Genomic DNA, 25,468 nt, shown 5'->3' on the forward strand with positions numbered 1-25,468 from the left:
GTCAGTCAATCAGTCGGCGCGCTGAGTCGTCCCGTCGCCGAGCCCGAGTCGGCCCAGTATCCACGGCGCGACGAGGATGAACGCGACGGCAGTTCCGGTCGCGAGAATCGCGATTGGAACAACCTGAAGCGCGTCGGCAGCGACCCAGAGCGCGCCCGCAACGAGGAGCGACACGAGTGCAGCCGGAAGCGACAGTGTCGGCAGCGACTCGTGGTCAGAAAGCCGGGACCAACCGACGAGGCCGCCGAGCGACCCACCGAGGGCAGCAGACGCGTTTGCCGTGTGGTGCGACGCCCCACTCGCGACGACCACTGCGAGGGCCACGACACTGAGCCCGACTGCGAGTGCGAACAGTCGCGTCGGGTCGAGGTGGCCGGGGGCGTCGTCTGCGGCAGCGACGGTGAAGACGGTCTTCAACACGACGAGACCGAGGAGCACGCCGACGACGACGTCGACACCGTAGTGAACCCCGATGACGACGCGGGAGAGTGCGACTGTTGCGACGATAGCCGCGGCGGCGAGGACGCGTCGCCGTCGGTCCCACACGTCGAGCAGCAGCGCGGCGGCCCCGTAGACGACCGTGGTCCCGAGTGCGTGCCCGCTTGGGAACCCGAACCCATCGTCAGTCGTAAACGAGACGAACAGGTCCGCGAGCGGGGCAGGCCAGTTCGGTGCCGAAGCGATGTCGGCCGTCGGCGGGCGGGGGAGCGCGAAGCCGACTTTGAGCGCCGTCACCAGCGACAGGGAGATAAACGCAAGGCCGACGAAGGAGGCCGCGGTCCGCCGCGGGCGTGCCGTGATTCGGGGGCGACAGAGCCAGTACAGCGACGTGAACGCGAGGAAGAAGAACCACTGGTCGCCGAGTTGGGTGACGAGCCCGAACAGGAAGACGAGCGCGTCCGGCACGTCCGTGAGCGCTAGCTCGCCGAACCCGCGAGTCTGGAGGGAGAGTGCGAACCGGAACATCTCAGCCGCGGCGTTCGCGGACCGCGTCGACGGCGCGGCCGGGGAGGCCGAGCGCGTTCAGGCCGATGCCGAAGATGACGAACAGGACGTAGAGCCCGAGCGTCGACAGGAAGATGATGAGCATGGCGACGACCGCGATGAGGTCCGACTGGAGGTAGTAGAACGCGCCGAGCGTGAGGACGACGCCGTAGCCGAGCACGAGGTAAGGACCCCAGCCGCGGGCCTTGCCGCGGCGCATCCGCCGGCGGACGTAGCGCTTCAACTCGGCTTCGAGCTTGGGCTTTTCGACCGTCCGGTCCGTCACGTCGTCCTCGAACGCGTCGAGGTCGGCGCGGAGTTCCTCGACCTGCGATTCCAGCTCCTCGATGTCGGGAGCGCCGCGCGGGGAGACGGACGCGCCGGTCTCCGCGTCGCCGGTGTCCTCCGTCCGCGGCCCATCGGTGTCACCTCGGTCGTCGCTCATATCCGTACGAGCGTCATGTCGGCCTCCCGTATGTTGTACCTGCCGGTCCACTCCGGGCGGTCCCCCCGGCGGGTCACGCGGTTCCGCGGGCAGGGCGTCGCCGCCGACCCCCGCGAGAACCGCGTTGACGACCGCGCCCGAAAGCAGGATGAGCCCCGAGAAGTAGAACCACGTCACGAGCAACAGGAGCGTCCCGAGCGCGCCCGCGACCGACGCGCCGGCCACAGACGCGTAGATACCGAAGCCGACACCGAGGACGGTCCAGCCGACGGCCGCGAGGATGGTTCCGGGGACGACCTCCCGCGGCGAGAGGTCGGCGTCGGGGAAGACGTAGTACAGCGGGAAGAACGCCGCACAGAGCGTGAGCAGCAACAGGAGCGGCGAGAGCAGTTGGAGGAACGGCACGTCGAGGAGGCCGAGGAGCGCGGTCACCACCGCGACGCCGATGGTGCCGACGCCGATGCTGGCGAGGGCGATGGTGCCGTCTCGAAGCTGGTCGAGGAGGCCGCCCGCCTCGGACCCGTAGATGCGCGAGAAGGCGATATCGAGGCCGCGAAAGAGCTTCAGCGCGCCCCAGACCGTCAACGCGAGGCTCACCGCTCCGACGCTTCCCTGTCCGGTTCGGTCCGTGAGGGCCTCCTCGACGAGGTCCTGTCCGGTCGGGACGAGGTACTGTTCGACGAGCGTTTGGAGTTGCGCCTGCAACTCCGCGCCGCCGACCGCGGTGGCGACGACGACGCCGAGCACGAGAAGCGGAATCAGCGAGACGAGCGCGTAGTACGAGATACTAGCCGCGAGAAACGAGATTTCTTTCTCCCGAATCGTGTCGACGACGGTCCGCGCGACGGGAACGACGGTTCGAATCTTGGCGCTCACGTATCACGAAAACGACACGGGAGACAAAGAAGCTACTCGCCGACGCGGCGGCCTGAAGTGGTTCCGGGGGCGGCCGCTCAGGCCCGGGCCGCTCGGGCCGCGGGGTCGCTCTCAGGCCTCGGGGTCGAGCGCGGCGGTCGCCTCGCGAATCTCCGCGACCGTCGCGTCGGTCTTGAACGCGGTGCCGTGGTAGTGCGCGGGGGTGGCGTCGTAGCCGGCGTCGCGGAGCGTTTCGAGGAACGTCTCCATCTTCGAGGCCGAGCGTCCCCAGAGCTTACAGAGGCGGTGCTGGTCGAAGTGGGTCGGCGTGTCGAGTTCGACCGCGAGCGTGTCGAGGAGTTTGCGAGCGCGTTTCGCGGTGCCGAAGTCCTCTGTCACCTCGTCGCGGACGGCCTCGGCGAACGCCGGTTCGGAGACGGGACCGAGCCAGATGGGGCCGGCTTCGAGAATCCGGGTCGAGTCGCAGTTGGCGCACGCCTCGGGCGGGTGGGCGATGAGCGAGTGCTCGGCCTCGCGGTGGAGGCAGTCCTCGCAGTGGTAGACGAAGCCGGTCGATTCGAGGAGTTCGTCGGCCTTCGTCGCCCGCTCGTCGAGTTCGAGATACGCCCGCGCGTAGTGGCGCGTCGCGTGCGAGAGAATCGGGACGGCGGCCTTGTCGTAGCGGGCGGCGGTGCGAACCATCGCGCCGAGGAGCGTCCGAAGCCCCATCTCGGGGTGGTAGTCGGTGTTCTGCGGGAGACAGCCGTACTTCCGGATGCCGCTTTTCTGGTGTGCGCCGCACAGCGGGGCGGTGTCGGTGGCGGTGACGCAGACGAGGTCGCGGGTGTTGGCGAAGGCGGGGTCCGCGAAGGGCATCGGCGTGCCGAAGGGGTCGAGGTCGACCACGTCGAAGACGGAGTCGTACATGAGGGCGTTGGCGTTGCGGTGGACCGCCTCGCCGCCGTTGCCGGCGCGGTCGAGGTTCGACTGGGCGAGTTCGACGGCGTCGGTGTCGAGGTCGGCGCAGGTCACGTCGTAGCCCTCGGCGGCGGCGCGGACGCCCCGGATGCCCGAGGCGGCCATCGCGTCGAGATAGCTCTCGGCGCGGGGTTCGCGCTCGCGGAAGGCGCGGAGGACGGCCGCGGTGATGTCCCGGTTCAACTCCTGTGTGGGGTTGTAGAAGACATCGTCGCCGGTCCCCGCTGACGCCCCGTCGCGGGCGTCGGGAACCTCGATTTCGACGCCTCCCTCGCTCACGTGCATACCCGCAGTCGCCCGCGCGGGCGGAAACCGGTTGCGATGCGATTGTGCGATGCGATTGCGCGATGCGGTTGCGGCGGTCGGTCCACCCCGCGGCATCGAATGCGTTTTCACCGCCACCGACGAACTCGGGGGCGTGGACCCGGCCGACGACTGGCGAGCGGCGCTCGCGGAGACCGGGCGGCTCTCGCCGACCATCGTGCAGGCCATCGTCGACGCCCACGGCGACCGGGGCGTCACGGCCATCGAGGCCGTCTCCGAGCGACGGGTGAAGCGCTACCGCGACTTCGACGTGGTCGTCGGCTACGACGACGAGTACGTGGTCGAAGACCGCGGCTGTACCTGCAAGGACTCCCAGTACAACCTCGACCCCGACGAGGGCGAGCGCTGTTGGCACGTCCTCGCGGTCGACGTGGCCGAGGCGCTCGGCGAACTGGACCACCACGACATGTGGTACTCCGACGTGCGGGAATTCCTGTAATCACACGTCTCGGCCGCGCCTCCGTTCGGCCCGTCGCCGCGCCGCGGGAACGACCACAATCCTTTCCGAACCCCGCCGCGAATCTCGGGCCAACGGATGGCTGATTTCGACCTCTCTATCGACGAAAAGCGGGTGTACGCGGACAAGTCCGGCAAGCAGACGGCGTACGTCGCCGCCGGCGTCGGGGTCGTGACCGTCGACGTGTCCGACGACCTCGTCGGCGGCTTCCGCATCGACCACCGGTGTACCGCGCGGGACGCCGCCGGGTCGCCCGGAGAAGTCGCCGTCGCTACCGACGAGGACGTGCTACTCGTACAGAGCGACGACTACCACGAACTCGACTTCGGCCCCGCGACGGCCGTCGGCTTCCACCGCAATCGCGTCGTCGCCGCCGACGAGTCGGGTCGCGTCGCCCGCTTCGACGAGTCCGGGTGGACCGACCTCGGCGAGGTCGGAGCGGTCCGCGCCCTCGACGGGAGCCTCGTCGCGGCCGAAGACGGCGTCTACCGCGTCGGCGACGACGGCCTCTCGCACGTCGGCCTCGACGACGTGAACGACGTGTCCGACCCCGCGGGCCGCCTCGGCGGCGACTCGGGAACCCCGCTCGCCGCGACCGACTCGGGGCTGTACGCGCTCGGCAACGGCTGGATGGACGCGCTCGACGGGGCGTTTTCGGCGGTCGCGTCGATGCCGGACGGCCGCGCCCACGCGGTCGGGCCTGACGGCGTCGTCGCGCGCGACGACGAGGCGGGCGCGTGGGACGACGCACCGATTCCGCTGGACGAGACGGTCGTCGCGCTCGCCCACGACGCTCGGGCCGCCTACGCCGTCACCGACGCGGGAAGCTTCTGCGTTCGGCTGACCGGAGGCGACTGGCGGACGCAGGTGCTCGGGTTAGACACGGTCGGCGTCGCGGTTCGCTGACACGCGACGGGGCTGAACACAACGAAAAGCGGTTTTACCCCCCACGAGAGACGAACGGGTATGCTCGTACCCGGCGCATCCTCCCAGGCACTCGCGGCCGCGCTCGCCGCCGAACTCGGCGAGTCGCTCGCGGCCGTCGAGTACGACCGCTTCCCCGACGGCGAGACGCTGGCCGCGGTCCCCGGTTTCGACGCCGACGCCGCCACCATCGTCGCCAGCACCGCCAGCAACGACGCCTACGTCGAACTCCTCCAACTGCAGGACGCCGTCCGCGAGGCCGGCGCCTCCGAGGTCACGACGGTCATCCCGTACATGGGCTACGCCCGACAGGACAAGGCGTTCGAGGCCGGCCACCCGATTTCGGCCCGCGCGGTCGCCCGCGCCGTCAGCACGACGACTGACCGCGTCGTGCTCGTCAACCCCCACGAGGACGCCGTCGCCGACTTCTTCGACGTGCCAGTCGACATCGTCGACGCCGCCGGACGACTCGCCGAACCGCTCCCCGAACTCGACGACGCGCTGTTTCTGTCGCCCGACTCGGGGGCCATCGGCATCGCAGAGACCGTCCGCGACGCCTACGGCGAAGGCGAGACCGACTACTTCGAGAAGGTGCGCCACTCCGGGACCGACGTGGAAATCACGCCGAGCGACGCCGACTTCGCGGGCCGCGACGTGGTCATCACCGACGACATCATCGCCACCGGGTCGACCATGAGCGAGGCAGTCGGCGTCCTCGCCGACGGCGGCGCGAAACGCGTCTTCTGTGCGACCGTCCACCCGCTTCTGGCTCGTAACGCCCGCACGAAACTCGCTCGCGCCGGTATCGAGCGCGTCGTCGGGACCGACACCATCGAACGCGACGTGAGCGAGGTGTCCGTCGCGCCCGTCCTCGCCGACGAGCTCGAACGGTAACGAGTCACACAGCCTCTCGAAACGGTTTTGCCAGTCCCCGCATCTCGGAGTAACATGGGACGCTACGGAGACATCGACTACCCGCGGATGACGAAGACCGGCCTCGGACTGGGGCTCGCGCTGTTCCTGTTCGGCGCTGTCGGCGCGAAAGTCGCCCTCGCGATGAACGGCGGCGCACTTCCGGGCTGGGAGCGCACGCTGTTTTTCGACGCCGAGTGGCTCGGCATCGCGCTGGTCCTGTTCTCGCCGATTATCTTCGGCATCGTGCTCCCCCTGACGGAGTAGATGGTCGACGCTGACCCCCGGTTTCCCGACGACGACGAGACGCTCGTCCTCGAACCCGACTGCGCGCGCTGTCCGGCGCTCGTCGAGTGCCGAAACCGCATCTCGTGGGGCGTCGGCCCCGACGACGCGACCGTGATGGTCGTCGGCGAAGCGCCGGGGGCGGGCAACCCCGACGCCGACCGCTGGCGGGGCGGCAACTGGACCGGGATGTCCTACACGGCCCGGCACTCGGGCCGCCGCATCCGCGAGACGATGGCCGCCGTCGGCTACGAGTCGGGCGTCTTCTACACGAACGCGGTCAAGTGCTTCCCCTCGGACGGCGAGGGGTCGAACCGCGCGCCCACGGCCGCCGAGAAGGAAAACTGCCGCGACCACCTCGTCGCCGAACTCGAAGCCGTCGACCCTGACGTGGTGGTCCCGACCGGCCGCCACGCGACCGAAAGCGTCCTCGCGCTCGACGACACCTCGCTCGACGGCTTCCTCGATACGGTCCTCGAACCCGTCGAGAGCGAGCGGTTCGGCTACACCGTGGTCCCGCTTTTACACCCCTCCTACCGCGACGTGTGGCTCTCCCGACTCGGCTACGAGTTGGACGAGTATCTGGCCGACTTGGAATCGCGACTCCCCTGAGACCATCACGTCGCCGACGCGGACCGCGACGCCCGCCGACTGCACCGACCGTACCGACCGCGCCGCTCGACACCCCGCATATTCATGGCTGAGGGTTGACATGGTTCGCCCACACCGATGCTCGGCGACCTCATCGCGGACCTGATTCTCGAAGTCGTCTTCCGCCCCGTCCTGAAGGCGATGGACCTGTTCGTCGCCGGCGTCAAGAAGCGACTGACGCGCCTTCGAGCGCGGTTCGGCGGTGAGCGCGCTGACGATGGAACCCGAGGCGACGAAGGCGACGGGAGGGACCGAATCTACAGCGACGCCGGCGACCGCGAACGGTCCGCGGAGCGGTACTGACGCGACCCTGTCGTCGAACCGGTCCGAACTTTCTTTTCCTCGCCAATCGACGTGCCACGTATGTCCGACTGCATCTTCTGCGCCATCGTCGACGGCGACATCCCCGGCCGAATCGTCCACGAGACCGACCACTCGCTTGCGTTCCTCGACGCCAACCCGCTCGCGCCCGGCCACACGCTCGTCGTCCCGAAGGAGCACCACGCCCGACTCGACGAGGTGCCGGCCGACGCGGCCGCCGACCTCTTCGCCGCCGTCAACGACCTCGTCCCGCGCGTCGAGGCGGGCGTCGACGCCGACGCGACGAACATCGGCATCAACAACGGCCCCGCCGCCGGCCAGGAAGTCGACCACGTCCACGTCCACATCGTCCCGCGGTTCGAGGGCGACGGCGGCAGTCCCATCCACGCCGTCGCGGGCGAGCGCCCCGACCTCTCCGACGAGGAGCTGGCCGACATCGAGGCGGCTATCTCGGGCTGAAGCGGGTCTCCCTCCGGCGGGTTCCGCTTCTCCCGCCGAACGTGTCGATATAAACACACATGAGGCCGCCGCGAGTACCGGCTGTCGTGACAGTCCTCCAATCGTTTCGAACGGCCCTCCGAATCGTCACCGAGACGCCGGTGCTCGTCGCGTTCGCCCTCGCGTTCGGGCTCATCGGCGCGTTGAACACCGCCTCCGGACCAACTGGAGCCGTCGGCTCGCTCCTCCAACTCCTCGCTGTGCCGGCGCTCATCGGCGCGTTCTACACCGCCGCCGACGGCGCACGCCCCGGTACCGACACCGACCTGCGCGCGTCCACCGCGGCACAGCGCTACTACGTCAGCCTGTTCGGCGCGACACTCCTCGCCGCGCTCGTCGTGGTCGTCGTCGCGATGGTCGTCGGCGGGAGCCTCCTCGGCTACATCGGCACCGACCGGCTCAATGCGGTGCTGACCGGCTCCGCGAGCCTCACGCTCGCCGAACTCGCCGCGACCGGGGTGGCGGTCGTGGTCCTGATGGCCGTCGTCTACGTCTTCACCTTCTTCGACACCGCCGTCGTCCTCGACGGCAAGACCGCCGGTGGGTCGCTCAGCCGTAGCGTCGACTTCGTCTTCGGCAACCTTCGGAGCGTCGTCGGCTACGCGGTCGTGGCGACCGCCGTGGCCTCGGTCGTCGACCTGCCGGTCGTCTGGCTCGTCACCCTCGACGGGGCGACCAGTATCGCCGGCGCGATGACGGCGGTTCAAACACCGATGTCGGCGGTCGATATCGCCGTCGTGGCCGTCAGCGCGGCGGTCTCGACGCTCGTCGGCCGAACGTACAAGGTCTGCTTCTATCGAGCCTGTACGGACGCCGTGCCGGGGTCTGACCCTGACGCGGCCGACGAGGAGTGGTCGGTCTAGCCCCACCGCCGGCCGTCAAAATCATCTCCGCGAGCTGAATAGTATCATCCGACGACACCAATTCCGGCCGACCGAAGCTATTAATTCGAGAAGCCGACCAGTCGCGGTATGCCGATTCCCCCCAGAACCACCGCGCTCGTCGGCGTCGCCGGCGGTGCGGGGACGACCCGACTGACGCTCGAACTCGCCGCGGCGCTCGCGACCGACGACCGCGACGTGGCGGTCCTCGACGCGGCGTTCGCCACGCAGGGGCTCTCGGACTACGTCTCGGGAGCGCTCGACCCCGACGCGACGTCGCTCGTCACCGACGCGGCGGACGTGCCGCTGGAGTCGGGGCTGGTAGACTTCGAAACCGACACCGAGGGACGCGTCGCCGTCTGCCCCGCCGCGGCCCCGTTCGAGCGACTCGCGCGGGCGATGACTCCTGACGCCGCGCGGGCGTTCGAGGGTCGCATCGCCGAGGCCGCCGACAGCTTCGACCACGTGCTCGTCGACGCGCCGCTTCTCGCGTCGAATCAGACCGTCGCCGCCGCCGCGGCGTGCGACCGCGTCGCGCTCGTCGCGCCCGCCACGGACCGCGGTGCCGACGCCGTCGGTCGGCTCAGCGCTCGGGCCGCCGACATCGGCGCTGACATCGACGCGGTCGTCTCCACGTTCGGCGCGCTCGGCGACGCGGACGTGGTCGTTCCCGAAACCGACGCGAATGACATCGCCGACGCGCCGGCGTGCCGCGACGACGTCGACCTCGCGGCGGGCGTCGCCGCGGTCGCGGAGGTCCTCCTCGACGTGGAACTCGATTCGGTGACGGCCGCCGGTGGCGTGCTCACCTCGGTCGGCGAGTACGTCCGTCGCTGAATCGCACGACGCGACGAGCGAGTTTCGAGAGAACGGACAGACGGCTGGCGAGCGCCGCCGCTCGCGAGCGTGAAAACGGGAGGTGGGGAGGCGTATCCCGCGTCAGAACTGCATGTCAGTGACCGAGCTCATGGTCTCGGCCAGTGAATCGCGCTTCGCGACGGCCGCGTCGGTGCGGTCGGTCAGCGCGCCCTCGACGGCTTCGACGAGGGGGTCGATGGGGTCGTGCGTCTCGACGTACGTCGCGAGTGCGAACTCCGACGGCTCGGCGCCGGTGAGCGCGAGCGCGTCGGCGCGCGAGATTCGTCCGTCGATCCAATCGCGGACGATGCGTCGCGCCTCGGGTGCGAGGGGAATCACGCCCGCTTCGCCGCAACGATGCAAGACTTTCGCCGCCGTGACCGGAGCGACGCCTGCGTCGCTCGCGCTCTCGCCGACTGACGTGCCCGACCCGTGTGCTTCGACAACCCGCTCCGCAGCCGCAGGCGCACAGGGGAGCGCGTCTGCGTGCGCCTCGAAGCGCTCGCGGAGGGAAACACCGGTGTCGTCGACAGTCGGAACGCAGCGCGAACGCTGTTCAGTCGTCGTCGTCTCTAATGCGGCGGCGATATCCGACAGTCCCATCGCTCGGTGGTCCGCGCCTACTGAGTAAAAACGTTCCTAATCAGTATCAAAATTGAGTCTGTAACCTACCGGTTACCGGTAGGTTCTAGCGGCAGCAATCGAGGTTCTACCCCCGTTTCAACCCGTGTTTAAATACCCGTTCGCGACCGATTTTCAATTGTGATGAGCGAAGCACGTTCCCCCCAGGGTTGCCCAGAATGCGACGGACACCTCGGTTTCGAAGCCGGCGAGACGGTCTGTACCGACTGCGGCCTCGTCGTCTCGGAGTACCGCATCGACCACGGCCCCGAGTGGCGCTCGTTCGCCGACGACGACCGGAACCCCGCCCGCACCGGCGCGCCGCTCACCCGCTCGCGCCACGACCGCGGGCTGTCGACCGAAATCGGCCGCTCGACGCGTATCAAGGGCCGCAAGCGTCGGCAGTTCGCCCGCATGCGCCGTCAACACAACCGCGCCCGCATCTCGACCAAGCGCGAGCGCAATCAGGTGTACGCCTTCACCGAGATTCGCCGCGTGACGAGCGCGCTGTCGCTTCCGAACCACATCCGCGACCAGGCGTGTTCGCTGTTCGAGTCCGCCCAGAACGAGGACCTCCTGCGCGGTCGCTCGCTCGAAGGGTTCGCCGCGGCCTGCGTCTACGCCGCCTGCCGTGTCGCCGGCGTCTCCCGGAGCGTCGAGGAGGTCTGCGACGTGTCGAAGGCCACGGAATCGGAGCACCAAGCGGCCTACGGCGCGCTCAACCGCGACCTCGGCCTGCCCGTCGCGCCCGCCGACCCGACCGAGTACCTGCCGCGGTTCGCGACCAAACTCGACCTCGACAGCGACACCGAGCGCCGGGCACGCGAGTACGTCGCCGAAGCCCGCGACGAGGGCGTCGTTGGCGGCAAGAACCCCTGCGGCGTCGCCGCGGCGTGTCTCTACACCGCGGCTCGCGACCGCGGCGAGGACTGCACGCAGGCCGAGGCCGCCGACGTGGCCGACGTGACGCCCGTGACGCTCCGCAAGACGTACGTGGCGCTCCGCGAGTGAGCCGACGCCGACAGGCGACGGGACTCGCTAACTGAGACGACGGCGAGGGAAACGCGAGAATCGAACTGCGAACCACACGAACGGACCGAAGACGAGACGACGTTTCTACCGGCCGCTTACGCGAACCGCGTCCGCGAGTTCTCGAATACGACTACTGGGAAGGCTCTCCGGCGACGAGGCGACGACCGGGTCGAACCGCTCGACTGCCTCGGCAAGTCGGGAGTCCGCGGGAATCTCCGTCGCCGGTGCGCCGAGCACGTCGGCGAAGGCGTCGAGCGGCACCTCGTCGACGACGCGGTTGACCGCGACGGCGGCGAGTCCGCACCCGAGTTCGCGCGCGAGTTCCCGCGTCCGAACCGCGTCGGCCAGCGCGTACCCCTTCGGTGACGCGACCACGACGCAGGCGTCGGCGATAGTGAGCGGGACGCCGGCGTCGGCGCGCATCCCCGCGGGACAGTCCACGACCACGTCGCCGTAGGCCGCTTCGACCGCGTGAAGCGCGTCGGCGAGGAGGCGCACGTCGGCCGCCCGTGCACCGGCGAGCGTCCGCCCGCACGGGAGAATCGAGACCGGGCCGCCCGAGCGGACGGCTTCGAGCGGGTCCGCGCGCCCCGCGAGCACGTCGTGGAGGTCGGGACCGGGGGCGTACGGGAGGTTCGCCATCCCGAGGTCGGCATCGACGACGACTGCCCCCAGTTCCGCCGCGAGTTCGAACGACAGCGTCGACTTCCCGACGCCGCCCTTCCCGGAGACGACCGCGAGAATCACGCGAGCCTCCGGAGCGCGTCCACGTCGGGGTCGGCGTCGGCCGCGCGGTCCGCGAGCGCCGTCGCGCGCGCTGCCAGTCGGCGAAGGCGTTCGCGGTCCGAATCGAGTGATTCGAGCGCCTCGACGCCGGCGTCGGCCTCCGAGAGCGTCGCCGCGGCGTCCGCGACCGACGCGCCGTCCAACCGCTCGGCGAGCTCGATGCGACGCTCAAACGCTGTGAGCGGCTCCGGCGACTCCGGCGGCTCCGCTTCGAGTGACTGCGCGGTCTCGTGACCACGCTCCTCAGGGCACCCGACCGCCGCCGACACGTCGGCGTCCGTGGGCTGTTCGGACGGTTCGGGACGTTCGGGGCGAGTCCGAGGTTCGGAACTCGGAAGCGGCTCTCGGCGCTCACCATCTGACGCGTCGCTCGTCGTGCTGGGTGTCGGTTCGGGCGTCTCCGGCTCCAGCGTCGGCGGCAGGTCAGAAGCGACGGGAACTGCATCGGCCGGCGGCCGCGCCGAACCGAGCGTTCGAACCGCATCGTCGGGCGTCGAGCCCGTGGTCCGCTCCGCGCCGTCGGCGCGGCCGAGCGCGCTCACGTCGACCGCGCGGTCGGGGAGGTCTTGAGCTCCCGGAGCGTCGGCCGTCGACGACGGGGAGACGGCGTAGCCGAGCGCGACCGTCGAGCCCGCGGGGACGACACCTTCGAATCCGTCGTCGTCCCAGCCGGCTTCGGGAACGCCGGCGCGACGCGGCGGGAGCACCGACCCGTCGAGTCGGTTACGAAGCCTGACGCGACGGTCGACCGGCGCGTCGTTGTGGACTCGGACCGAGACGAGGGCGACGCCGTCGTCTACGGCCACGTCGATATCGGAGTGCATGGCGGGGCTGGCCGCCGCTTCGTATATAAATCAACGCCCGATGTGGCTCGCTCACTCGCCGTTCGGCCGGCATCTGACGACCGGCGCGTCGAGCCAGTTCGCTGCGGCCTCGGCGTCCGAAACTCGGTCGCACGCGACGGCCACCGGCGCGGACAGGTCGGCGAGGCGGACGGCGGCCAGCGCGTACGCGACGGGGTCAGCTTCGAGGTCGGCCACCGGGGCAGACGACTCCGAAGTCGCCATCAGCGACGGAGCCGCCGCGAGGCCCCGAAGCGCCGCCTCGAACTCCTCGCCGAGTTCGGCCGCGAAGTACGCCCGCGCCTCTCGGCGACGGTTCTCGACCGCGTCTTCGAGTTTGAGTCGTGCCTCGCGACTGTCTCGCTCGGTTCGGGCCGCCCGTTCGAGCGCCGAGAGCCGCTGTTCGGCCGCGACGCGTTCGGTTTCGACCTCGGAGAGTTCGGTCGCGACCGCCACGAGTTCCGATTGCGCTGTCTCAGTCGCCTCGTCGTCGCCGGCGTCTCGGTGAGCATTCACCCGCCCGCGAAGGGTTGCGACGCGCTCTCTGAGTCGAGACTCGTCCTCGCCGGCGGCGGCGACGCGGCGGCGGGCCTCGCGGAGCGCGGCCGCGGACGTGTCGGCGCGCTCGCGTTCGTCCGCTTCCGACTCCTCGGCCGCACGGTCGCGGCGCTCGGCGAGCTTCGCTTCGAGTCGGGCGAGGTCGTCGGCGACGGGAGAGCGAAGCCCGCGGGACCGGCCGACCGCCGCGAGGAGCCACCCGCGGGACGGTGTCGGCTTCGAGACGGGAATCCGACCGAGGCGGTCGTACCCGGGACCCGGCTGCGGACAGTCGATTCGGAGCGCGCCAGTCGCGTCGCCCCCGTCGTCCCCTACCGCGGCGACGACCTCGTCGGCACCGACGTCGAACGGTCCGTCGGCGAGGTCGATGGCCGGCCCTTCGCGGACGGTCCCGTCGGGGAGTCGAAGCCTCATAGCTCGCGGCGCTTCATCTCCGCGGCCGAGGGGTGGTCGGTTCCCGAAGCGAACTTGCTGTACGGCGTCGCCGGCGACTCGCGGTCCTCGTAGGCGGCCGCCGCCTCGCGGACTGCATCGGGGACCGCCGCGAACTCGTTGAACGGTTCGGTTCGTTCGATTTGCACGGCCTCGTCGTGTTTCTCCCGAAGCCGAAGCGCGAGGAAGGCGGCCAACTCCGTCTCGTCGAACAGCGCGGCGCGACCCAGTCGGCGGACCACGACCTCGTCGTGGGTCCGACAGATGTTCCGAAGCGTCGTCCGCGCCGCCTGCGAGTAGGTCACGACCAACAGCACGCACGCTGGGTCACGGAGTCGGGAGAAAAATCGTTCGACAGCGGCGTTCTCGCGTCAATCGACTGTCACAGACGGGAGCGGCGGCGGTGGTGCGCGTAGCGCGTCCATCGGATTCGAACCTCCGCGCGACTCGCCTCAGACGCGCTCGACGGAGAACGTCACGTCGTCGGCGTCGCCGGCCGCCTCGTCGAGCAGGTCTCTGACCCGCGTCCGCGCGTCGCCCTCGTCGGCGGCGAGGACGACGAGTCCCTCCGCGCGGTCGTCGCCGACGGCCGTCCACGCGTCGAGCGTCCCGTCCCCGGCGTCGTCTTCGAACTCCGTCGCGAACGTCCGGAGGACGGTCACGACGCGCCGCTCGGTGCTGGCGAGGTCCGCGTCGCCCGATTCGAGGTCGCGGATGGCGTCTTCGATGTTGCGGATGGCGGAGATTCGGTCCATCGGTCGTCTGTCCCGTCGCCGCACGCTCCACTAAGTTCGTCGGTTCCACGCGGGCCGGTCACAGACGGGTCGCGAGTCGAACGGCCGTCTCACGCTCGCTCGTCCGGCAGCTCCTCGAAGAAGTCGGCGACGAAGGTGAAATGTTCCGCCACGAGGTCGCAGTCCGCGAAGGCCTCGCGGGCCTCGCTTTCGAGGCTGGTCTGCTTTTCGGGGATGTCGTTGTCGCCCGCCGTCGCCGCCTCGTCGAGCACCTCGCTGGCCCGTGCCATCGCGTCGGTGAGGCAGACGAACTCCTCGGAGCGCTCGGCAATCGCCGCCACGGGGTCGCGTTCCGAAACCCGCGCATTCAGGTCCTCGAACGCGCTCATCGCCCGGAAGAACGACCCGGTGGCGTCGCCGTAGCTCTCGCCGAGGTACTCGTCGAATCCGTCCTGTAACCGCCGGATGGCGTTGCGGAACGAGAGGATGTCGTCGGCGAAGGCCGAAATCTGCCCGAACTCCCGCTCGAAGAAGTCGACTTTGCGCCCGTGGTCAGCGGGTTCGAGGCCGGTGAGTTCGTCGAGCGAGTCGGCGTCGGACTCCTTCGTTAAACTGTCGAGCGTGTCTCTCGCGGGTTCGAGCGCCTCCGCTATCTGTTGGACCTGCGTGTCGATGCGGTTGAACTCCTCGCCGTACAGTCTGGACACCGCGTTGTTGGTACGGTAGAACGCCTGATTGGCGTTCTCGTGGGTCTTTCCCGTCCACCAGAGGAACCAGAACGCCCGTCGGAGACGACCGAGGCGCCTTCGCTGGGCGGCGGTCTTGTCGAGTTGGTCGAGCGTGTTGAAGTGGCCGCGCGCGAGGTACAGCGACGCCGCATCGTCCTCGAACGAGAACGGCGTCGTGGCGTTCAGGTCGTGGAAGCCGCCGTCGTCACCCGCCGCGGACGCGAACTCCTCGACCGCGGCGTCGAGGTCCTCCACGGCGAGTCCGAGGATGCGGTCCACTCTGTCCGGCTCCTCTGTCGTCGTCTCGGTCGGCGGCTCCTCCGTCGTCGTCGGTTCTTCAGTCGTGGTCGTAGTCGGAGTTTCCGTCGGCGTCGGCGTGGCAGTCGTCGTCGTCGGCTCTTCCGTCGTCGTCTCCCCACCATCCGCTGACGAGCATCCCGCGAGAAAGAGTGCACCCGCGGTCGCCAGATACGCTCGACGATTCATGCGTACTACATGACTTTCAGATTACATAGGAGTGTTGGTGTAAATAAACGACACGCGTTCGAGAATGTCCACTCGTCGTGACAGTACAGAGTTCGAGACAGTACGGCGTTCGTGACAGTCGGAAAATCGGGGAGAAGGCTCAGGTCGCGCGGTACACGTCGCCGCGGGGCTCGTAGATGTCGCCTTTCATCTTGAGCTTGTCCAGCTGGTCGTTGACCGTCTTCTCGTCCATGTTCAGCTCGCTGTTGGCGCGTTCGAGGACCTCCTCGTGGGGCGCGCCCTCCTCGTACTCTTCCTGCATGGTGCGGATGAGTTCGAGCAGGTTCTTGATGCGGTCGCGCTGGGTCTTCGACCGGCCGGTCTCGACGATGTCGGCGTCGAACTCGCCGGTTTCCGGGTCCATGCCGATGTCGCGCAGACAGGACTCGACGATGCCCGTGACCCGCTCTGCGTCCTCGCGGGTCACCTTGTCCGAGAGGCGGACGCGGGCGGACGCCTCGCCGAGGCGGACGAGCGCTTCGAGCTTCCGGGCGGTGACGGGGACGGGCGCGTCCTCGTCGGCGCCGCGGGCGCGGAAGTCCACGTAGAAGTCGCGGATGACCTGCTTCGCCTCGTCGGTCATCGTCGGGTAGCAGGTGCGCTTCGCGTAGGCGATGTACTTGCGGAGGAGTTCCGCGTCGATGGTGGGCGCGACCTCGTCGGTGACGGCGTCGACCTGCTGTTCCGTGAACTCGGAGTTGGCGACGTTCGTCCGCTGGGTGTTCAACTCGCCCGCGTAGTTGGTCTTGAGGATGTGGTCCGCGAGCTTGGAGTCCTCGTCGGGGTCGGGGTCGTCCGTGACCGTGAAGATGAGGTCGAACCGGGAGATGAGCGCGGGTTCGAGGTCGATCTGCTCGCCGATGGGCTCGTACTGGTCGAAGCGGCCGTACTTCGGGTTCGCCGCGCCGAGGAGCGAACACCGCGACTTGAGCGTCGCGTTGATACCGGCCTTAGAGACCGAAATCTGCTGTTGTTCGAGCCCCTCGTGCATCGCGGAGCGGTCCTCGGGCCGCATCTTGTCCAGCTCGTCGACCGCCGCGATACCCTTGTCCGCGAGGACGAGCGCGCCGGCTTCGAGCGTCCACTGCTGACCGTCGCCGAAGTCGTCGCGGACGGCCGCGGCGGTGAGACCCGCCGAGGACGAACCCTTACCGGACGTGTAGACCGACCGTGGCGCTATATGTCGGATGTATGACAACATCTGGGAGTTGTGCGAGACGAGCCCGTTGGAAACGTAGCTGTGTGTTCCCTCCACTTCGAGGTCGTACACCCACTCTTCGGCGGGTTCGACGAGCTCTATCGACTGAATCCGCTCCCATGCGACGTTGCCATCGACGAGCGACCGGAGCTCAGAGACGCGGTCTGCAACCGAGCGGCCCCCATCAGCGACCGCTCGTGACTCTTCGCCGTCTCGGCTCTGCAGTGCATCTTCGAACGCCGAGACGACACAGGAGAGGCTTCCGCGACTCGGGGTGCGGTCGCCTCGTTCGTAGTGCTGGTACGTCGACCGCGGAAGGCCACACTCGGCCTGCGTGAGCCCGAGCGCCTCGCGGAGTTCCCGAAGCTCTCCGCCGGCGGGAATCAAGTCGGTGTTCGTGTTCCCGTTGGTTCCCACGAATTCGGTGGTCGCAAGGGACTTCCGCTCGGTTACGAATCCGATTTCGTCGACGTACGTCCGGAAGTCGTTGCCGCTGATTCGGAGCCGGTAGCTCCCGTTTTGTCGTGGGCGCAGTTGCGACCGGATACCAGCCGTGAGCAGGAGCGTCCGGACGTCTTCGAGGAGTTCACGACTCATCGAGGCGACCGTTATCTCTCGTTGGCTCGCCGAGACGTGGCCTTCGCCTTCGATGAGCGCGCGGAGGAACGCCCGGCCGGTGTTCGCACTTGCCGACATGAGCTGTTCCGGGATTCGTTGCTCGGCCGAACCCGCCAAGAGTGCCGGGGAGAGGTTTTCGAGGAAGCTAACGAGCTCGCCGGACCCACAGATGACCTCACGCGCGCTCTTTTCTTCGTGCGGGGACCGCTCGAAGTGGTTGACGCCGAGACGGTCGAACGCGTCTGCCACGTCGTCGAGCACTTCGCGGTCGTTGTTCGTTACGGAGACGAACCCGGTCGCATCGTCGCGCTGTTCGACGTACCCCTCAGCGACGATGTAGCCGATGAGCCGAGCGAGCCAGGGCTCCCACTCGTCTGGGAGTTCGAGTCGAATCGCGTTATGCGACTTCGATCGCCGGAAGTCGACGTCGAGTTCGTCCCGACCCGTCACCGGGAGCGAGTGCGGTGCCGCGAGGAACTCTCCTTCGGTTAAGCCGTCCGCCCTGACTGCGGTCGTCATCCCGTCGGTTCGGGTGAACAACGGGTGGGAGGGAGTGACCTCGATTTCGCGGCCGGTGTTCGTCTGGATACGGAGCATCCGGTCTGGGGCCTCTCGCTTCCAGACTTTCGTCGCCTGACGCGGCGTGAGCGTTCCGTCGGGGCCGAGTGACGGGACGGTGAAGTCCGCGGTGTCCCAGACGCCGTCGTCGATTGGTTTCGGATCGTCAAGGTTCGATTCGACCAACTCTCGAATCGACACGTCGCGCCCGTCGGCGAGCGTGACTCGCGTATCACCGTCGACACACTTCCCGGTACCAGGGTCCCCTATCAGCAGCATGTGCAGGTCGCCGCGAATCCGCGACCCGTCGGGCAGGTGTTTCGTGACGCCCGAGAACAGCTGGAGAATCATGGCCATCTTCTCCTGCTCGTAGCCGTAGATGGCGGGCGCGACGGACTCGACCATCTTCTCGTAGATGGCCGGGTCGTTCGAGAGTTCGACGATTTCGGCCACGTCCTCGTCGGATATCTCCATGTCCTCGAACTCCTCGTCCTCGATGGTGAGCGAGATGCCCTCCATGTAGTAGTCGAAGACGGGCGTCTTCTCGTTGCCCGAGGTCTGCTGTTCGATGTGGAGGACGCCGACAGCGGTGACATGGTCGCCGGCGGTGACCTTGCCGGTCACGTCGTCCGAGAGGTTGATGTCGATGCTCTGCGGCGTCTCGCCCCCGCGCAGGCCCTCGGGGGACTCCTGGACGCGCAGCTTCTGGGAGTCGATGAAGTTCGACTGGTCGAAGTCGATGCGGAACGGCCCCTGACGCTCGCATCCCTGACACTCGTGTGGCTCCTGAAAGCCGCCGTCGCCCTGCGGGATGTAGCTCATCGTCCCGCAGCGCTGGCACTCGAAGGCGGCCTCCGTGATTTTCGGGCGCACGTCGGTCGCCTTGCGGACGATTCCCTGCACCGAGATGAGCGTCCCGATGTGGTCGTCGTTGACTCGGATGTTCCGGATGTCGACCGTCTCGGGGAGGTTGCGCATCCGGACGTGCGCCTGCCCGAGCTTCACGTCCGCGGGGAGGTCGAACAGGCGCAGCGCCTCCTCCGCGTACTCCTGGAACTGGCCGGGCTTCGTGATATAGTCGTCTGCGAGTTCCGCGTCGAACCGATAGAGGTCGTCGTAATCGATGTACAGCGACCGTTTTTCTTTCGGGTACTGCTGTGCGAGTTTTCCGATTTCCTCTCGATAGTAGTTGCGGTAGAACTCGATGAACCGCTCCGTCAGGTCTCGGTTCTGGGGGGCCTGCGCCATCGCACAAGGGTATGTCCCCAATCGGTTAAGAACCTTCGTCGTTCGGCCGACCCTCCGCCGTCCCGACGGGTCGGCCGCGCGTCGGGACTCGCGCGGCCCGACGGGTCACAGCGCCCGCCCGCTACAGCGACACGTCGGTCTCGATGTCCTCGGTCGCCTCGCGGAGACCGTCGCGGCGGGCGTCCTCGGCCATCCGGTTCGAGAGGTCGTCGTCGGTCAACAGCTCCGCGAACTCGTCGCGGAAGCGGTAGTTGGCCCGGCTCGAACGGATGTCCGCCTCGGCGACGGGGCGGCACTCGGCGACGACTTCGACGGGCACATCGAGCGTCTCGGCGATGGTCTCGTCGTCCGCGCCGTCGACGAGCAGGTTGTCGAAGCGGTCGGCGTCGAACGGGAACTCGCGGTCGGCGTCGCGGACGAGGTGGAGGTCGAACCGGGCGGTGCGAACCGCCTCGGGCGACGCGTCGAGTTCGACCGCGAGGTTGGCGTCCGCGTCGCCGTCGAAGAAGCCGACGACGAGGGCGACGAGCGCGTCGTCGTCGAACTCGGTGTCGAACGCGTAGCGCTCGCGCATCGTCGTCACGATGTCGCGGACGCGCTCGCGAACCGCTTCGGGGTCGTCAACGTCGGCGAGCGACCCGCGCGACTCGGACTGCTGTTCGGTCACGGTGTCCGACCCGGTCGCCTCGATGAAGATGTCGCGGAGTTCGGCGGTCTTTTCGTCCATACCCGGAGAATGGCACGCCCAGCGTCTTTAATGATGCTGACCCGAGAGCCGCCGAGCGCCGGAGAGACGACTCGAACTGGCCGACGGGACCGAGGACCGACCCCGCCACGGACTCTGTAAACCGATAAGTTAAACAGGGTTTACGAGACAGCGATGGGCATGGCAACCGAACACGAGTCAGTCGAACTCGTCGGCGACGAACTCGTCGGCAACATCGCCCGCGCTGCCCTGTTCGCGGCGCTCATGGGCGCGGGCAGTTACGTCTCGTTCCCGAACCCCGTCTCGCCGATTCCGGTGACGATGCAGGTGCTCGTCGTCTTCCTCGCGGGCATCTTCCTCGGCCCCGTCTGGGGCGGCGGCTCCATCGCGCTCTACCTCGCCGCGGGCGGTCTCGGCGCGCCGGTGTTCGCCGGCGGCTCCGCCGGGCTCGCGCCGCTCGTTGGGCCGACCGCCGGCTACCTCTGGTCGTACCCGGTCGCCGCAGTCATCGTCGGCCTCGTCGTCCACGGCGGCGTCGACATCGGCGACTACCGCGTGAGCACCGCCCGGCTCGTCGGCGCGATGGTCGCCGGCACTGTCGTCGTCTACGCCTTCGGGACGCTCGGCTTCGCGTACGTCCAGAGCGTCGGCCTCGAATCCGCCTTCTGGACGGCTTCCGCCGCGTTCATCCCCGCCGAGGCGTTCAAAATCGCCGCCGCGGTCGGCATCGTCCGCTCCGACGCCATCGCCGCCCAGTAGATGATTCGCGTCGACGGCCTCGTCCACCGGTACGGTGACACCGTCGCGGTCGATGGCGTGGACCTCGCCATCGACGACGGCGAGTGCGTCGTCGTCGCGGGCGCGAACGGCTCCGGCAAGACCACGCTCGTTCGCCACTTCAACGGCCTACTTGACCCCGACGAGGGCTCGGTCTCTGTCAACGGCCGGTCCGTCTCGGACCACCTCGTCGCCGCCCGGACCGCGGTGGCGATGGTGTTCCAGCACCCCGAAGACCAACTCGTCGCGGCGACCATCGGCGCTGACGTGGCGTTCGGCCCGGAGAACCTCGGGCTCGACCGCGACGAAATCGACCGCCGCGTCCGCGAGTCGCTCGCCGCGGTCAACCTCGACGGTCGGAAAGACGAGCGCGTCGACGCCCTCTCCGGCGGTGAGGTCGAGCGCCTCGCCATCGCCGGCGCGTTGGCGATGCGACCCGACCACCTCGTCTTGGACGAACCGTTCACCGGCCTCGACGAACCCGCCCGTCGCTCCGTGCTCGCGCGCCTCCGCGACCTCCGCGCCGCGGGGACGAGCCTCGTCGTCGTCACGCACGACCTGCGCGACGTCGCCGAACTGGCCGACCGCGTGGTCGTCCTCGCCGACGGCGACGTCGCCCTCGACGCCGCGCCCGACGAGGCCGCAGACCGCCTCCCCGACCTCGACGTTCGCCCGCCGTGTTGACCTACGAACCGGGCGACACCCTCGCCCACCGGCTCGACCCGCGGACCAAACTCGCGGTGCAGGTCGCCTTCGCGGCGGCCGGCTTCGCGCATACCACACCCACCGGGCTCGTCGCCCTCGGCGTCGTCGCCGCGGGCTGTCTCCGCGCCGCCGACACCTCGCCGGTGTCCGCCCTCAGCGACCTCCGCTACGCGATTCCGTTCCTCGCGCTCGGCCCGCTGGTCGAGGCCGCCCGCCTCGGCGCGCCGTGGTTCGACCCCGAGGCGGCCGTGGACCCGGCGCTCGCCAGCGTCCGCGTGCTGCTCGTCTTCTTCGTCGCTGCGGCGTACGTCAGAACGACGCCCGTACGCGAGTCCCGCGCGGCGATTCAGCGGCTCGTTCCGGGTCGCGTCGGCGTCGCGCTCGGCGTCAGTATCGCCCTCGTCTTCCGGTTTCTCCCCTTGGTCCGCCGCGACCTGCGCCGCGTCCGCGAGGCGCAGGCGGCCCGCCTCGGGAGCGAGCGACGGCTGGACGAACGGCTCTCGCTCGTCGCCGCCGGCGGTCTCCGGCGGTCGTTCGCGCGGGCCGACGCCCTCGCGCTCGCGCTCCGCGCGCGGTGTTTCGCGTGGAACCCGACGCTCCCCGAGATTCGGTTCGGCCGGCGTGACGCGCCCGGAGTCGTCCTCGCCGCCGCGCTCCTCGCGAGTGCCGCGCTCTGAGGCCACCGGGGCGCTCGTAATCCGCCGACCGACACGCCTCGGGTGGCAAGATTTAACCCTCCGTTCTCCGGTGATTGATTATGGACTTTGCGGCACAGGCGGATGTTACCCGGGAGACGTTCTGGACGATTAGTCCGGTCGGCGAGGCGCTCTTCTACGGCCTCGCCGCCATCGCGTCGCTCGTGTTCCTCTACGGGGTGTACGAGCGGTTCGCGCGATACGCGCGGGGTGGTGAAGACTCGTTCGACCGGCTATCTGACCTGCCGGGGCGGACGGTTCGGGCGGCGAAAGTGGTGTTCTCCAACGAAAAGCAGTTCAAGCGCGACCGGTTCGCCGGCGTGATGCACGCGTTCATCATGTGGGGCTTCCTGACGCTCCTCATCGGGACGACCATCCTCGCCATCGACATCGACGTGTGGCGGCGGGTGACTGGCAGTTCCTTCTTCGTCGGCGACTTCTACCTCTCGTACTCGTTCGTCATGGACCTCATGGGCCTGTTGTTCGTCGTCGGCGTCGGGATGGCGCTGTGGCGTCGCTACGGGGTCCGACACCCGCGGCTGTGGGGCAAACACACCGGCTTCGAGGACGCCGCGTTCGTCTGGACGCTCTTTTTCCTCGGCGTCGGCGGCTACGTCCTCGAGGGCATCCGCATCGTCGGCACCGAGTTCCCCGAGTTCGAGACGGTGAGCTTCGTCGGCTACTTCGTCGCCCTCGTGTTCGACGCCGCGGGCATGGGTCAGGGCCTCGCACAGACGCTCTACTGGTTCGGCTGGTGGTCCCACGCGCTCCTCGCCTTGGCGTTCGTCGCGGCCGTCCCCTACGCCAAGCCCCTGCACATGCTCACCTCCTTCGCCAACATCGTCACCGCCGACGAGAAGGCGGGCACGCGCCTGCCGAAAGTGCCCGCGGACACGCCGCCGGACGAAATCGGCTACGTCTCCGAGGACGACTTCTCGTGGAAGGCGATGCTCGACATGGACGCCTGCACGAAGTGCGGCCGCTGTACCGACGCCTGCCCGGCGAAGGCCTCCGGCCGCAACCTCGACCCGCGGGACGTGATTCTCGACCTGAAGACCTACCGCGAGTCGGTCGACGCCGGCGGCGACTCCATCGACATCGTCGCGGACGGCGGCACCTCCGTCGTCGACGCCGAGTCGATGGAATCCTGCATGGCCTGCATGGCCTGCATGGACGCCTGTCCGGTCGATATCGAGCACCTGACGCACTTCACCGAGATGAACCGCCGGCTCACCGAGACGGGCCAACAGCAAGAGCCAGTACAGGAGGCGATGATGAACATCTTCCAGAACGGCAACGCCTTCGGCGACCCACAGCGCAAGCGGCCCGACTGGACCGACGACCTCGACTTCGAGGTGCCCGACGCCCGCGACGAATCGGTCGAGTTCCTCTGGTACGTCGGCGACTACCCCTCCTACGACGAGCGCAACCGCGCCGTCGCCCGCTCGATGGCTCGCATCTTCGAGGCGGCGGGCGTCTCCTACGGCATCCTCTACGAGGACGAACAGCACGACGGCAACGACGTGCGCCGCGTCGGCGAGGAGGGTCTCTACGAGATGCTCGTCGAGGACAACGTCGCCGCCATGGCCGACTGCGAGTTCGACAAAATCGTCTGTACCGACCCGCACTCGTACAACACGTTCAAAAACGAGTACCCGGAGATGGACGACTCGTTCGACTACCCGGTGTACCACTACACCCAACTGGTCGAACGCCTCGTCGGCGACGACCGCCTCGGTCTCGCGGGGGACGAACTCGCCGCCCAGACGGTGACGTACCACGACCCGTGTCACCTCGGACGCTACAACGGCGAGTACGAAGCGCCCCGCGAGGTCATCCGCGCGACCGGCGTCGAACTCGCCGAGATGCCGCGCAACCGCGACCAGTCGTTCTGTTGCGGCGGCGGCGGCGGCGGCCTCTGGATGGACCACGAAGAAGAGTCGAAGCCGTCCGAAGAGCGCCTGCGCGAGGCGCTCGACGACACGACCGGCGGCGTCGAGCGGTTCGTCGTCGCCTGCCCGATGTGCGCGACGATGTACGAAGACGGCCGCAAGACCGGTGACTACGAGGAAGATATCGACATCGTGGACATCTCCGAACTCGTCGTGGAGGCGCTCGACGCGAAGGCCGCCGCGACGACCGAGACGGGGACGGACACGACGCCCGCATCGGCCGACTGAGTCGGCGGCGCGGCTGTGCTATTTTCGTCTCTTCTCTCCGATTCTATTCGAAGTCCAAGCGGTCGATGGACTCGCGGATGACGCCCGCCGACTCCCGGAGCGCCGCCGTCTCGGTCTCAGAGAGGTCGAACTCGTGGACGTCGCGGACGCCGCCTTGGTTGACGGTACACGGGAGGCTCATGTAGACGTCGTCGACGCCGTGTTCGCCCGAGACGAGCGTCGAGACGGTGAGGATGGAGTTGTCGCCGCCGAGGATGCGCTCGGTGGTCGCGGCCACGGAGCGCGCGACGCCGTAGTTCGTCCGCTCCTTGCGCTCGATGATTTCGTAGGCCGCCTCGCGGACCCCCTCTTCGACACGGGCTTTGAGCGCGTCGATGTCGTCGACGCCGTGGCTGGTGGCGTACGACTCGAACGGGATGCCGCCGAGGTTCGCCGAACTCCAGACGAGGACCTCGCTGTCGCCGTGCTCGCCGACGACGTAGGCGTGGACGTTCGCCGGGTCGAGGTCGAACTCGCGGCTGAGCGAGTGGCGGAACCGCGACGTGTCGAGGACGGTGCCGGAGCCGATGACGCGCTCGGCCGGCAGGTCCGACACCTTCCACGTGACGTACGACAGCACGTCGACGGGGTTGGTGACGATGAGCATCACGGCGTCGTCGTTCAGCCCCTCGGTAATCTGCGGAATCATGTCGGCGAAGATGTCGGCGTTCCGCTCCATCAGGTCGAGACGCGTCTCGTCGGGCTTCTGGCTGGCTCCGGCGGTGACGATGACCACATCGGCGTCCCAGCAGTCCTCGTAGTCGCCCGTCCGGACGCGGACCGGCGACGTGAAGTACGAGCCGTGGTTGAGGTCCATCGCCTCGCCCTCGACGCGCTCCTCGTCGATATCGACGAGGACGATTTCGCCGACGAGACTGCTCTCCATCAGCGCGAACGCCGTGCTCGACCCGACTGCGCCTGCACCCCCGACGATTGCGACCGTACCCTTGCCGCGTTCAGTGCTCATACCGGGCGTTCGGCCGAGCGGTTGATAAAAACAAAGCTCCGTTTCGGAGAACTGGGAGTACTACTTTTGTAACAGATTATAATTTGTTAGATACGGGTCGATGATGACACATTTTTCGAAAAATAGTGAATACGGAGATCGGTCGA

Annotated in this window: 27 protein-coding genes; 14 read left to right on the forward strand and 13 right to left on the reverse strand. The window is 68.4% G+C overall.

All coding sequences use genetic code 11. The features are described 5' to 3' along the window. Positions 1–9 precede the first annotated feature (9 nt). The 3 genes from C5B90_RS06635 to C5B90_RS06645 form a co-directional block, all read right to left on the reverse strand. Positions 10–966 (reverse strand): phosphatase PAP2 family protein, encoded by a 957-nt coding sequence (locus tag C5B90_RS06635; RefSeq protein WP_115880054.1) that lies wholly within the window; start codon positions 964–966, stop codon positions 10–12. A 1-nt stretch (position 967) separates the two neighbouring features. Continuing rightward, the gene (locus tag C5B90_RS06640; protein ID WP_115880056.1) at positions 968–2,305 is read right to left on the reverse strand and encodes a YihY/virulence factor BrkB family protein; all 1,338 of its coding nucleotides are present in this window, start codon (positions 2,303–2,305) and stop codon (positions 968–970) included. A 111-nt stretch (positions 2,306–2,416) separates the two neighbouring features. Further along, complete coding sequence (locus tag C5B90_RS06645) at positions 2,417–3,547, reverse strand: tRNA (guanine(26)-N(2))-dimethyltransferase (RefSeq protein ID WP_115880058.1); 1,131 nt, start codon at positions 3,545–3,547, stop codon at positions 2,417–2,419. A 133-nt stretch (positions 3,548–3,680) separates the two neighbouring features. Between C5B90_RS06645 and C5B90_RS06650 the strand changes: the two genes are divergently transcribed. The 9 genes from C5B90_RS06650 to C5B90_RS06690 all read left to right on the forward strand — a co-directional run bounded on the left by C5B90_RS06650 (position 3,681) and on the right by C5B90_RS06690 (position 9,352). After that, positions 3,681–4,025: an SWIM zinc finger family protein gene (locus tag C5B90_RS06650; RefSeq protein ID WP_004968975.1), complete on the forward strand. Its 345-nt coding sequence runs from the start codon at positions 3,681–3,683 to the stop codon at positions 4,023–4,025. Positions 4,026–4,121: 96 nt separating this feature from the next. Next, positions 4,122–4,949 carry a hypothetical protein gene (locus C5B90_RS06655; protein ID WP_115880060.1) on the forward strand — a complete coding sequence of 276 codons (828 nt, stop codon included), beginning with the start codon at positions 4,122–4,124 and terminating at the stop codon, positions 4,947–4,949. 60 nt (positions 4,950–5,009) lie between these two features. Further along, positions 5,010–5,861, forward strand: coding sequence for a ribose-phosphate diphosphokinase (locus C5B90_RS06660; RefSeq protein ID WP_115880062.1), 852 nt, complete (start codon positions 5,010–5,012; stop codon positions 5,859–5,861). 54 nt (positions 5,862–5,915) lie between these two features. Then, positions 5,916–6,146: a hypothetical protein gene (locus tag C5B90_RS06665; protein ID WP_004973761.1), complete on the forward strand. Its 231-nt coding sequence runs from the start codon at positions 5,916–5,918 to the stop codon at positions 6,144–6,146. Beyond that, positions 6,147–6,776, forward strand: coding sequence for a uracil-DNA glycosylase family protein (locus C5B90_RS06670; protein ID WP_115880064.1), 630 nt, complete (start codon positions 6,147–6,149; stop codon positions 6,774–6,776). A gap of 117 nt (positions 6,777–6,893) precedes the next feature. Further along, on the forward strand, positions 6,894–7,118 hold the full coding sequence (locus C5B90_RS06675) for a hypothetical protein (RefSeq protein ID WP_115880066.1): 225 nt from the start codon (positions 6,894–6,896) through the stop codon (positions 7,116–7,118). Between the two features lie 60 nt (positions 7,119–7,178). Then, positions 7,179–7,595, forward strand: a complete 417-nt coding sequence (locus tag C5B90_RS06680) for an HIT family protein (RefSeq protein WP_058826809.1) — start codon at positions 7,179–7,181, stop codon at positions 7,593–7,595. A gap of 86 nt (positions 7,596–7,681) precedes the next feature. Further along, positions 7,682–8,497, forward strand: a complete 816-nt coding sequence (locus C5B90_RS06685; protein ID WP_115880068.1) for a hypothetical protein — start codon at positions 7,682–7,684, stop codon at positions 8,495–8,497. Between the two features lie 108 nt (positions 8,498–8,605). Continuing rightward, the gene (locus C5B90_RS06690) at positions 8,606–9,352 is read left to right on the forward strand and encodes a ParA family protein (protein ID WP_115880070.1); all 747 of its coding nucleotides are present in this window, start codon (positions 8,606–8,608) and stop codon (positions 9,350–9,352) included. Positions 9,353–9,454: 102 nt separating this feature from the next. Here C5B90_RS06690 and C5B90_RS06695 read toward each other — a convergent pair whose 3' ends face one another. Then, entirely contained in the window at positions 9,455–9,976 is a 522-nt protein-coding gene (locus C5B90_RS06695) for a hypothetical protein (protein WP_008091324.1), read from the reverse strand. Positions 9,977–10,138: 162 nt separating this feature from the next. On the opposite strand from C5B90_RS06695, the gene C5B90_RS06700 reads away from it, so the two are divergent. Further along, on the forward strand, positions 10,139–11,005 hold the full coding sequence (locus tag C5B90_RS06700; protein WP_115880072.1) for a transcription initiation factor IIB family protein: 867 nt from the start codon (positions 10,139–10,141) through the stop codon (positions 11,003–11,005). A gap of 105 nt (positions 11,006–11,110) precedes the next feature. On the opposite strand, the gene C5B90_RS06705 is transcribed toward C5B90_RS06700, so the two are convergent. The 8 genes from C5B90_RS06705 to C5B90_RS06740 form a co-directional block, all read right to left on the reverse strand. Beyond that, positions 11,111–11,773, reverse strand: coding sequence for a P-loop NTPase (locus C5B90_RS06705; RefSeq protein ID WP_115880074.1), 663 nt, complete (start codon positions 11,771–11,773; stop codon positions 11,111–11,113). Beyond that, positions 11,770–12,636, reverse strand: a complete 867-nt coding sequence (locus tag C5B90_RS06710) for a hypothetical protein (RefSeq protein WP_115880076.1) — start codon at positions 12,634–12,636, stop codon at positions 11,770–11,772. The genes C5B90_RS06705 and C5B90_RS06710 overlap by 4 nt, the downstream gene beginning before the upstream one ends. A gap of 51 nt (positions 12,637–12,687) precedes the next feature. Beyond that, a complete protein-coding gene (locus tag C5B90_RS06715) occupies positions 12,688–13,626 on the reverse strand; it encodes a hypothetical protein (RefSeq protein ID WP_115880078.1) in 939 nt (312 codons plus the stop codon). After that, positions 13,623–13,961 (reverse strand): hypothetical protein, encoded by a 339-nt coding sequence (locus C5B90_RS06720; protein WP_058568304.1) that lies wholly within the window; start codon positions 13,959–13,961, stop codon positions 13,623–13,625. The genes C5B90_RS06715 and C5B90_RS06720 overlap by 4 nt, the downstream gene beginning before the upstream one ends. Positions 13,962–14,096: 135 nt before the next feature. After that, positions 14,097–14,399, reverse strand: coding sequence for a hypothetical protein (locus C5B90_RS06725; protein ID WP_115880080.1), 303 nt, complete (start codon positions 14,397–14,399; stop codon positions 14,097–14,099). Between the two features lie 89 nt (positions 14,400–14,488). Continuing rightward, positions 14,489–15,592, reverse strand: a complete 1,104-nt coding sequence (locus C5B90_RS06730) for a hypothetical protein (protein WP_115880082.1) — start codon at positions 15,590–15,592, stop codon at positions 14,489–14,491. A 139-nt stretch (positions 15,593–15,731) separates the two neighbouring features. Beyond that, entirely contained in the window at positions 15,732–19,253 is a 3,522-nt protein-coding gene (locus C5B90_RS06735; RefSeq protein WP_115880083.1) for an LAGLIDADG family homing endonuclease, read from the reverse strand. A 121-nt stretch (positions 19,254–19,374) separates the two neighbouring features. Further along, entirely contained in the window at positions 19,375–19,980 is a 606-nt protein-coding gene (locus tag C5B90_RS06740) for a conditioned medium-induced protein 4 (RefSeq protein WP_115880085.1), read from the reverse strand. 159 nt (positions 19,981–20,139) lie between these two features. On the opposite strand from C5B90_RS06740, the gene C5B90_RS06745 reads away from it, so the two are divergent. The 4 genes from C5B90_RS06745 to C5B90_RS06760 all read left to right on the forward strand — a co-directional run bounded on the left by C5B90_RS06745 (position 20,140) and on the right by C5B90_RS06760 (position 24,316). Then, a complete protein-coding gene (locus tag C5B90_RS06745; protein WP_115880611.1) occupies positions 20,140–20,718 on the forward strand; it encodes a biotin transporter BioY in 579 nt (192 codons plus the stop codon). After that, on the forward strand, positions 20,719–21,420 hold the full coding sequence (locus C5B90_RS06750) for an energy-coupling factor ABC transporter ATP-binding protein (protein ID WP_115880087.1): 702 nt from the start codon (positions 20,719–20,721) through the stop codon (positions 21,418–21,420). It abuts the gene before it with no gap. Then, entirely contained in the window at positions 21,414–22,118 is a 705-nt protein-coding gene (locus C5B90_RS06755; RefSeq protein ID WP_115880089.1) for an energy-coupling factor transporter transmembrane protein EcfT, read from the forward strand. Before C5B90_RS06750 ends, C5B90_RS06755 begins: the two co-directional genes overlap by 7 nt. An 80-nt stretch (positions 22,119–22,198) precedes the next feature. Continuing rightward, positions 22,199–24,316 carry a (Fe-S)-binding protein gene (locus tag C5B90_RS06760; protein WP_115880091.1) on the forward strand — a complete coding sequence of 706 codons (2,118 nt, stop codon included), beginning with the start codon at positions 22,199–22,201 and terminating at the stop codon, positions 24,314–24,316. Positions 24,317–24,359: 43 nt separating this feature from the next. On the opposite strand, the gene C5B90_RS06765 is transcribed toward C5B90_RS06760, so the two are convergent. Further along, entirely contained in the window at positions 24,360–25,322 is a 963-nt protein-coding gene (locus tag C5B90_RS06765) for an L-lactate dehydrogenase (RefSeq protein WP_115880093.1), read from the reverse strand. Positions 25,323–25,468: the final 146 nt, after the last annotated feature.

Origin of the sequence: Haloferax sp. Atlit-12N (genome assembly GCF_003383095.1) — an archaeon.
Classification (GTDB): domain Archaea; phylum Halobacteriota; class Halobacteria; order Halobacteriales; family Haloferacaceae; genus Haloferax.

What these genes read in the sequence shown, in the direction of transcription:
- C5B90_RS06680 (WP_058826809.1), top strand. Translation starts at nt 7,179, where the DNA reads ATGTCCGACTGCATCTTCTGCGCCATCGTCGACGGCGACATCCCCGGC.
- C5B90_RS06690 (WP_115880070.1), top strand. Translation starts at nt 8,606, where the DNA reads ATGCCGATTCCCCCCAGAACCACCGCGCTCGTCGGCGTCGCCGGCGGT.
- C5B90_RS06710 (WP_115880076.1), bottom strand. Translation starts at nt 12,636, where the DNA reads ATGCACTCCGATATCGACGTGGCCGTAGACGACGGCGTCGCCCTCGTC.
- C5B90_RS06740 (WP_115880085.1), bottom strand. Translation starts at nt 19,980, where the DNA reads ATGGACGAAAAGACCGCCGAACTCCGCGACATCTTCATCGAGGCGACC.
- C5B90_RS06665 (WP_004973761.1), top strand. Translation starts at nt 5,916, where the DNA reads ATGGGACGCTACGGAGACATCGACTACCCGCGGATGACGAAGACCGGC.
- C5B90_RS06635 (WP_115880054.1), bottom strand. Translation starts at nt 966, where the DNA reads ATGTTCCGGTTCGCACTCTCCCTCCAGACTCGCGGGTTCGGCGAGCTA.
- C5B90_RS06750 (WP_115880087.1), top strand. Translation starts at nt 20,719, where the DNA reads ATGATTCGCGTCGACGGCCTCGTCCACCGGTACGGTGACACCGTCGCG.
- C5B90_RS06700 (WP_115880072.1), top strand. Translation starts at nt 10,139, where the DNA reads ATGAGCGAAGCACGTTCCCCCCAGGGTTGCCCAGAATGCGACGGACAC.
- C5B90_RS06730 (WP_115880082.1), bottom strand. Translation starts at nt 15,592, where the DNA reads ATGAATCGTCGAGCGTATCTGGCGACCGCGGGTGCACTCTTTCTCGCG.
- C5B90_RS06655 (WP_115880060.1), top strand. Translation starts at nt 4,122, where the DNA reads ATGGCTGATTTCGACCTCTCTATCGACGAAAAGCGGGTGTACGCGGAC.
- C5B90_RS06760 (WP_115880091.1), top strand. Translation starts at nt 22,199, where the DNA reads ATGGACTTTGCGGCACAGGCGGATGTTACCCGGGAGACGTTCTGGACG.
- C5B90_RS06725 (WP_115880080.1), bottom strand. Translation starts at nt 14,399, where the DNA reads ATGGACCGAATCTCCGCCATCCGCAACATCGAAGACGCCATCCGCGAC.
- C5B90_RS06745 (WP_115880611.1), top strand. Translation starts at nt 20,140, where the DNA reads ATGGCAACCGAACACGAGTCAGTCGAACTCGTCGGCGACGAACTCGTC.
- C5B90_RS06695 (WP_008091324.1), bottom strand. Translation starts at nt 9,976, where the DNA reads ATGGGACTGTCGGATATCGCCGCCGCATTAGAGACGACGACGACTGAA.
- C5B90_RS06645 (WP_115880058.1), bottom strand. Translation starts at nt 3,547, where the DNA reads ATGCACGTGAGCGAGGGAGGCGTCGAAATCGAGGTTCCCGACGCCCGC.
- C5B90_RS06675 (WP_115880066.1), top strand. Translation starts at nt 6,894, where the DNA reads ATGCTCGGCGACCTCATCGCGGACCTGATTCTCGAAGTCGTCTTCCGC.
- C5B90_RS06670 (WP_115880064.1), top strand. Translation starts at nt 6,147, where the DNA reads ATGGTCGACGCTGACCCCCGGTTTCCCGACGACGACGAGACGCTCGTC.
- C5B90_RS06715 (WP_115880078.1), bottom strand. Translation starts at nt 13,626, where the DNA reads ATGAGGCTTCGACTCCCCGACGGGACCGTCCGCGAAGGGCCGGCCATC.
- C5B90_RS06660 (WP_115880062.1), top strand. Translation starts at nt 5,010, where the DNA reads ATGCTCGTACCCGGCGCATCCTCCCAGGCACTCGCGGCCGCGCTCGCC.
- C5B90_RS06765 (WP_115880093.1), bottom strand. Translation starts at nt 25,322, where the DNA reads ATGAGCACTGAACGCGGCAAGGGTACGGTCGCAATCGTCGGGGGTGCA.
- C5B90_RS06735 (WP_115880083.1), bottom strand. Translation starts at nt 19,253, where the DNA reads ATGGCGCAGGCCCCCCAGAACCGAGACCTGACGGAGCGGTTCATCGAG.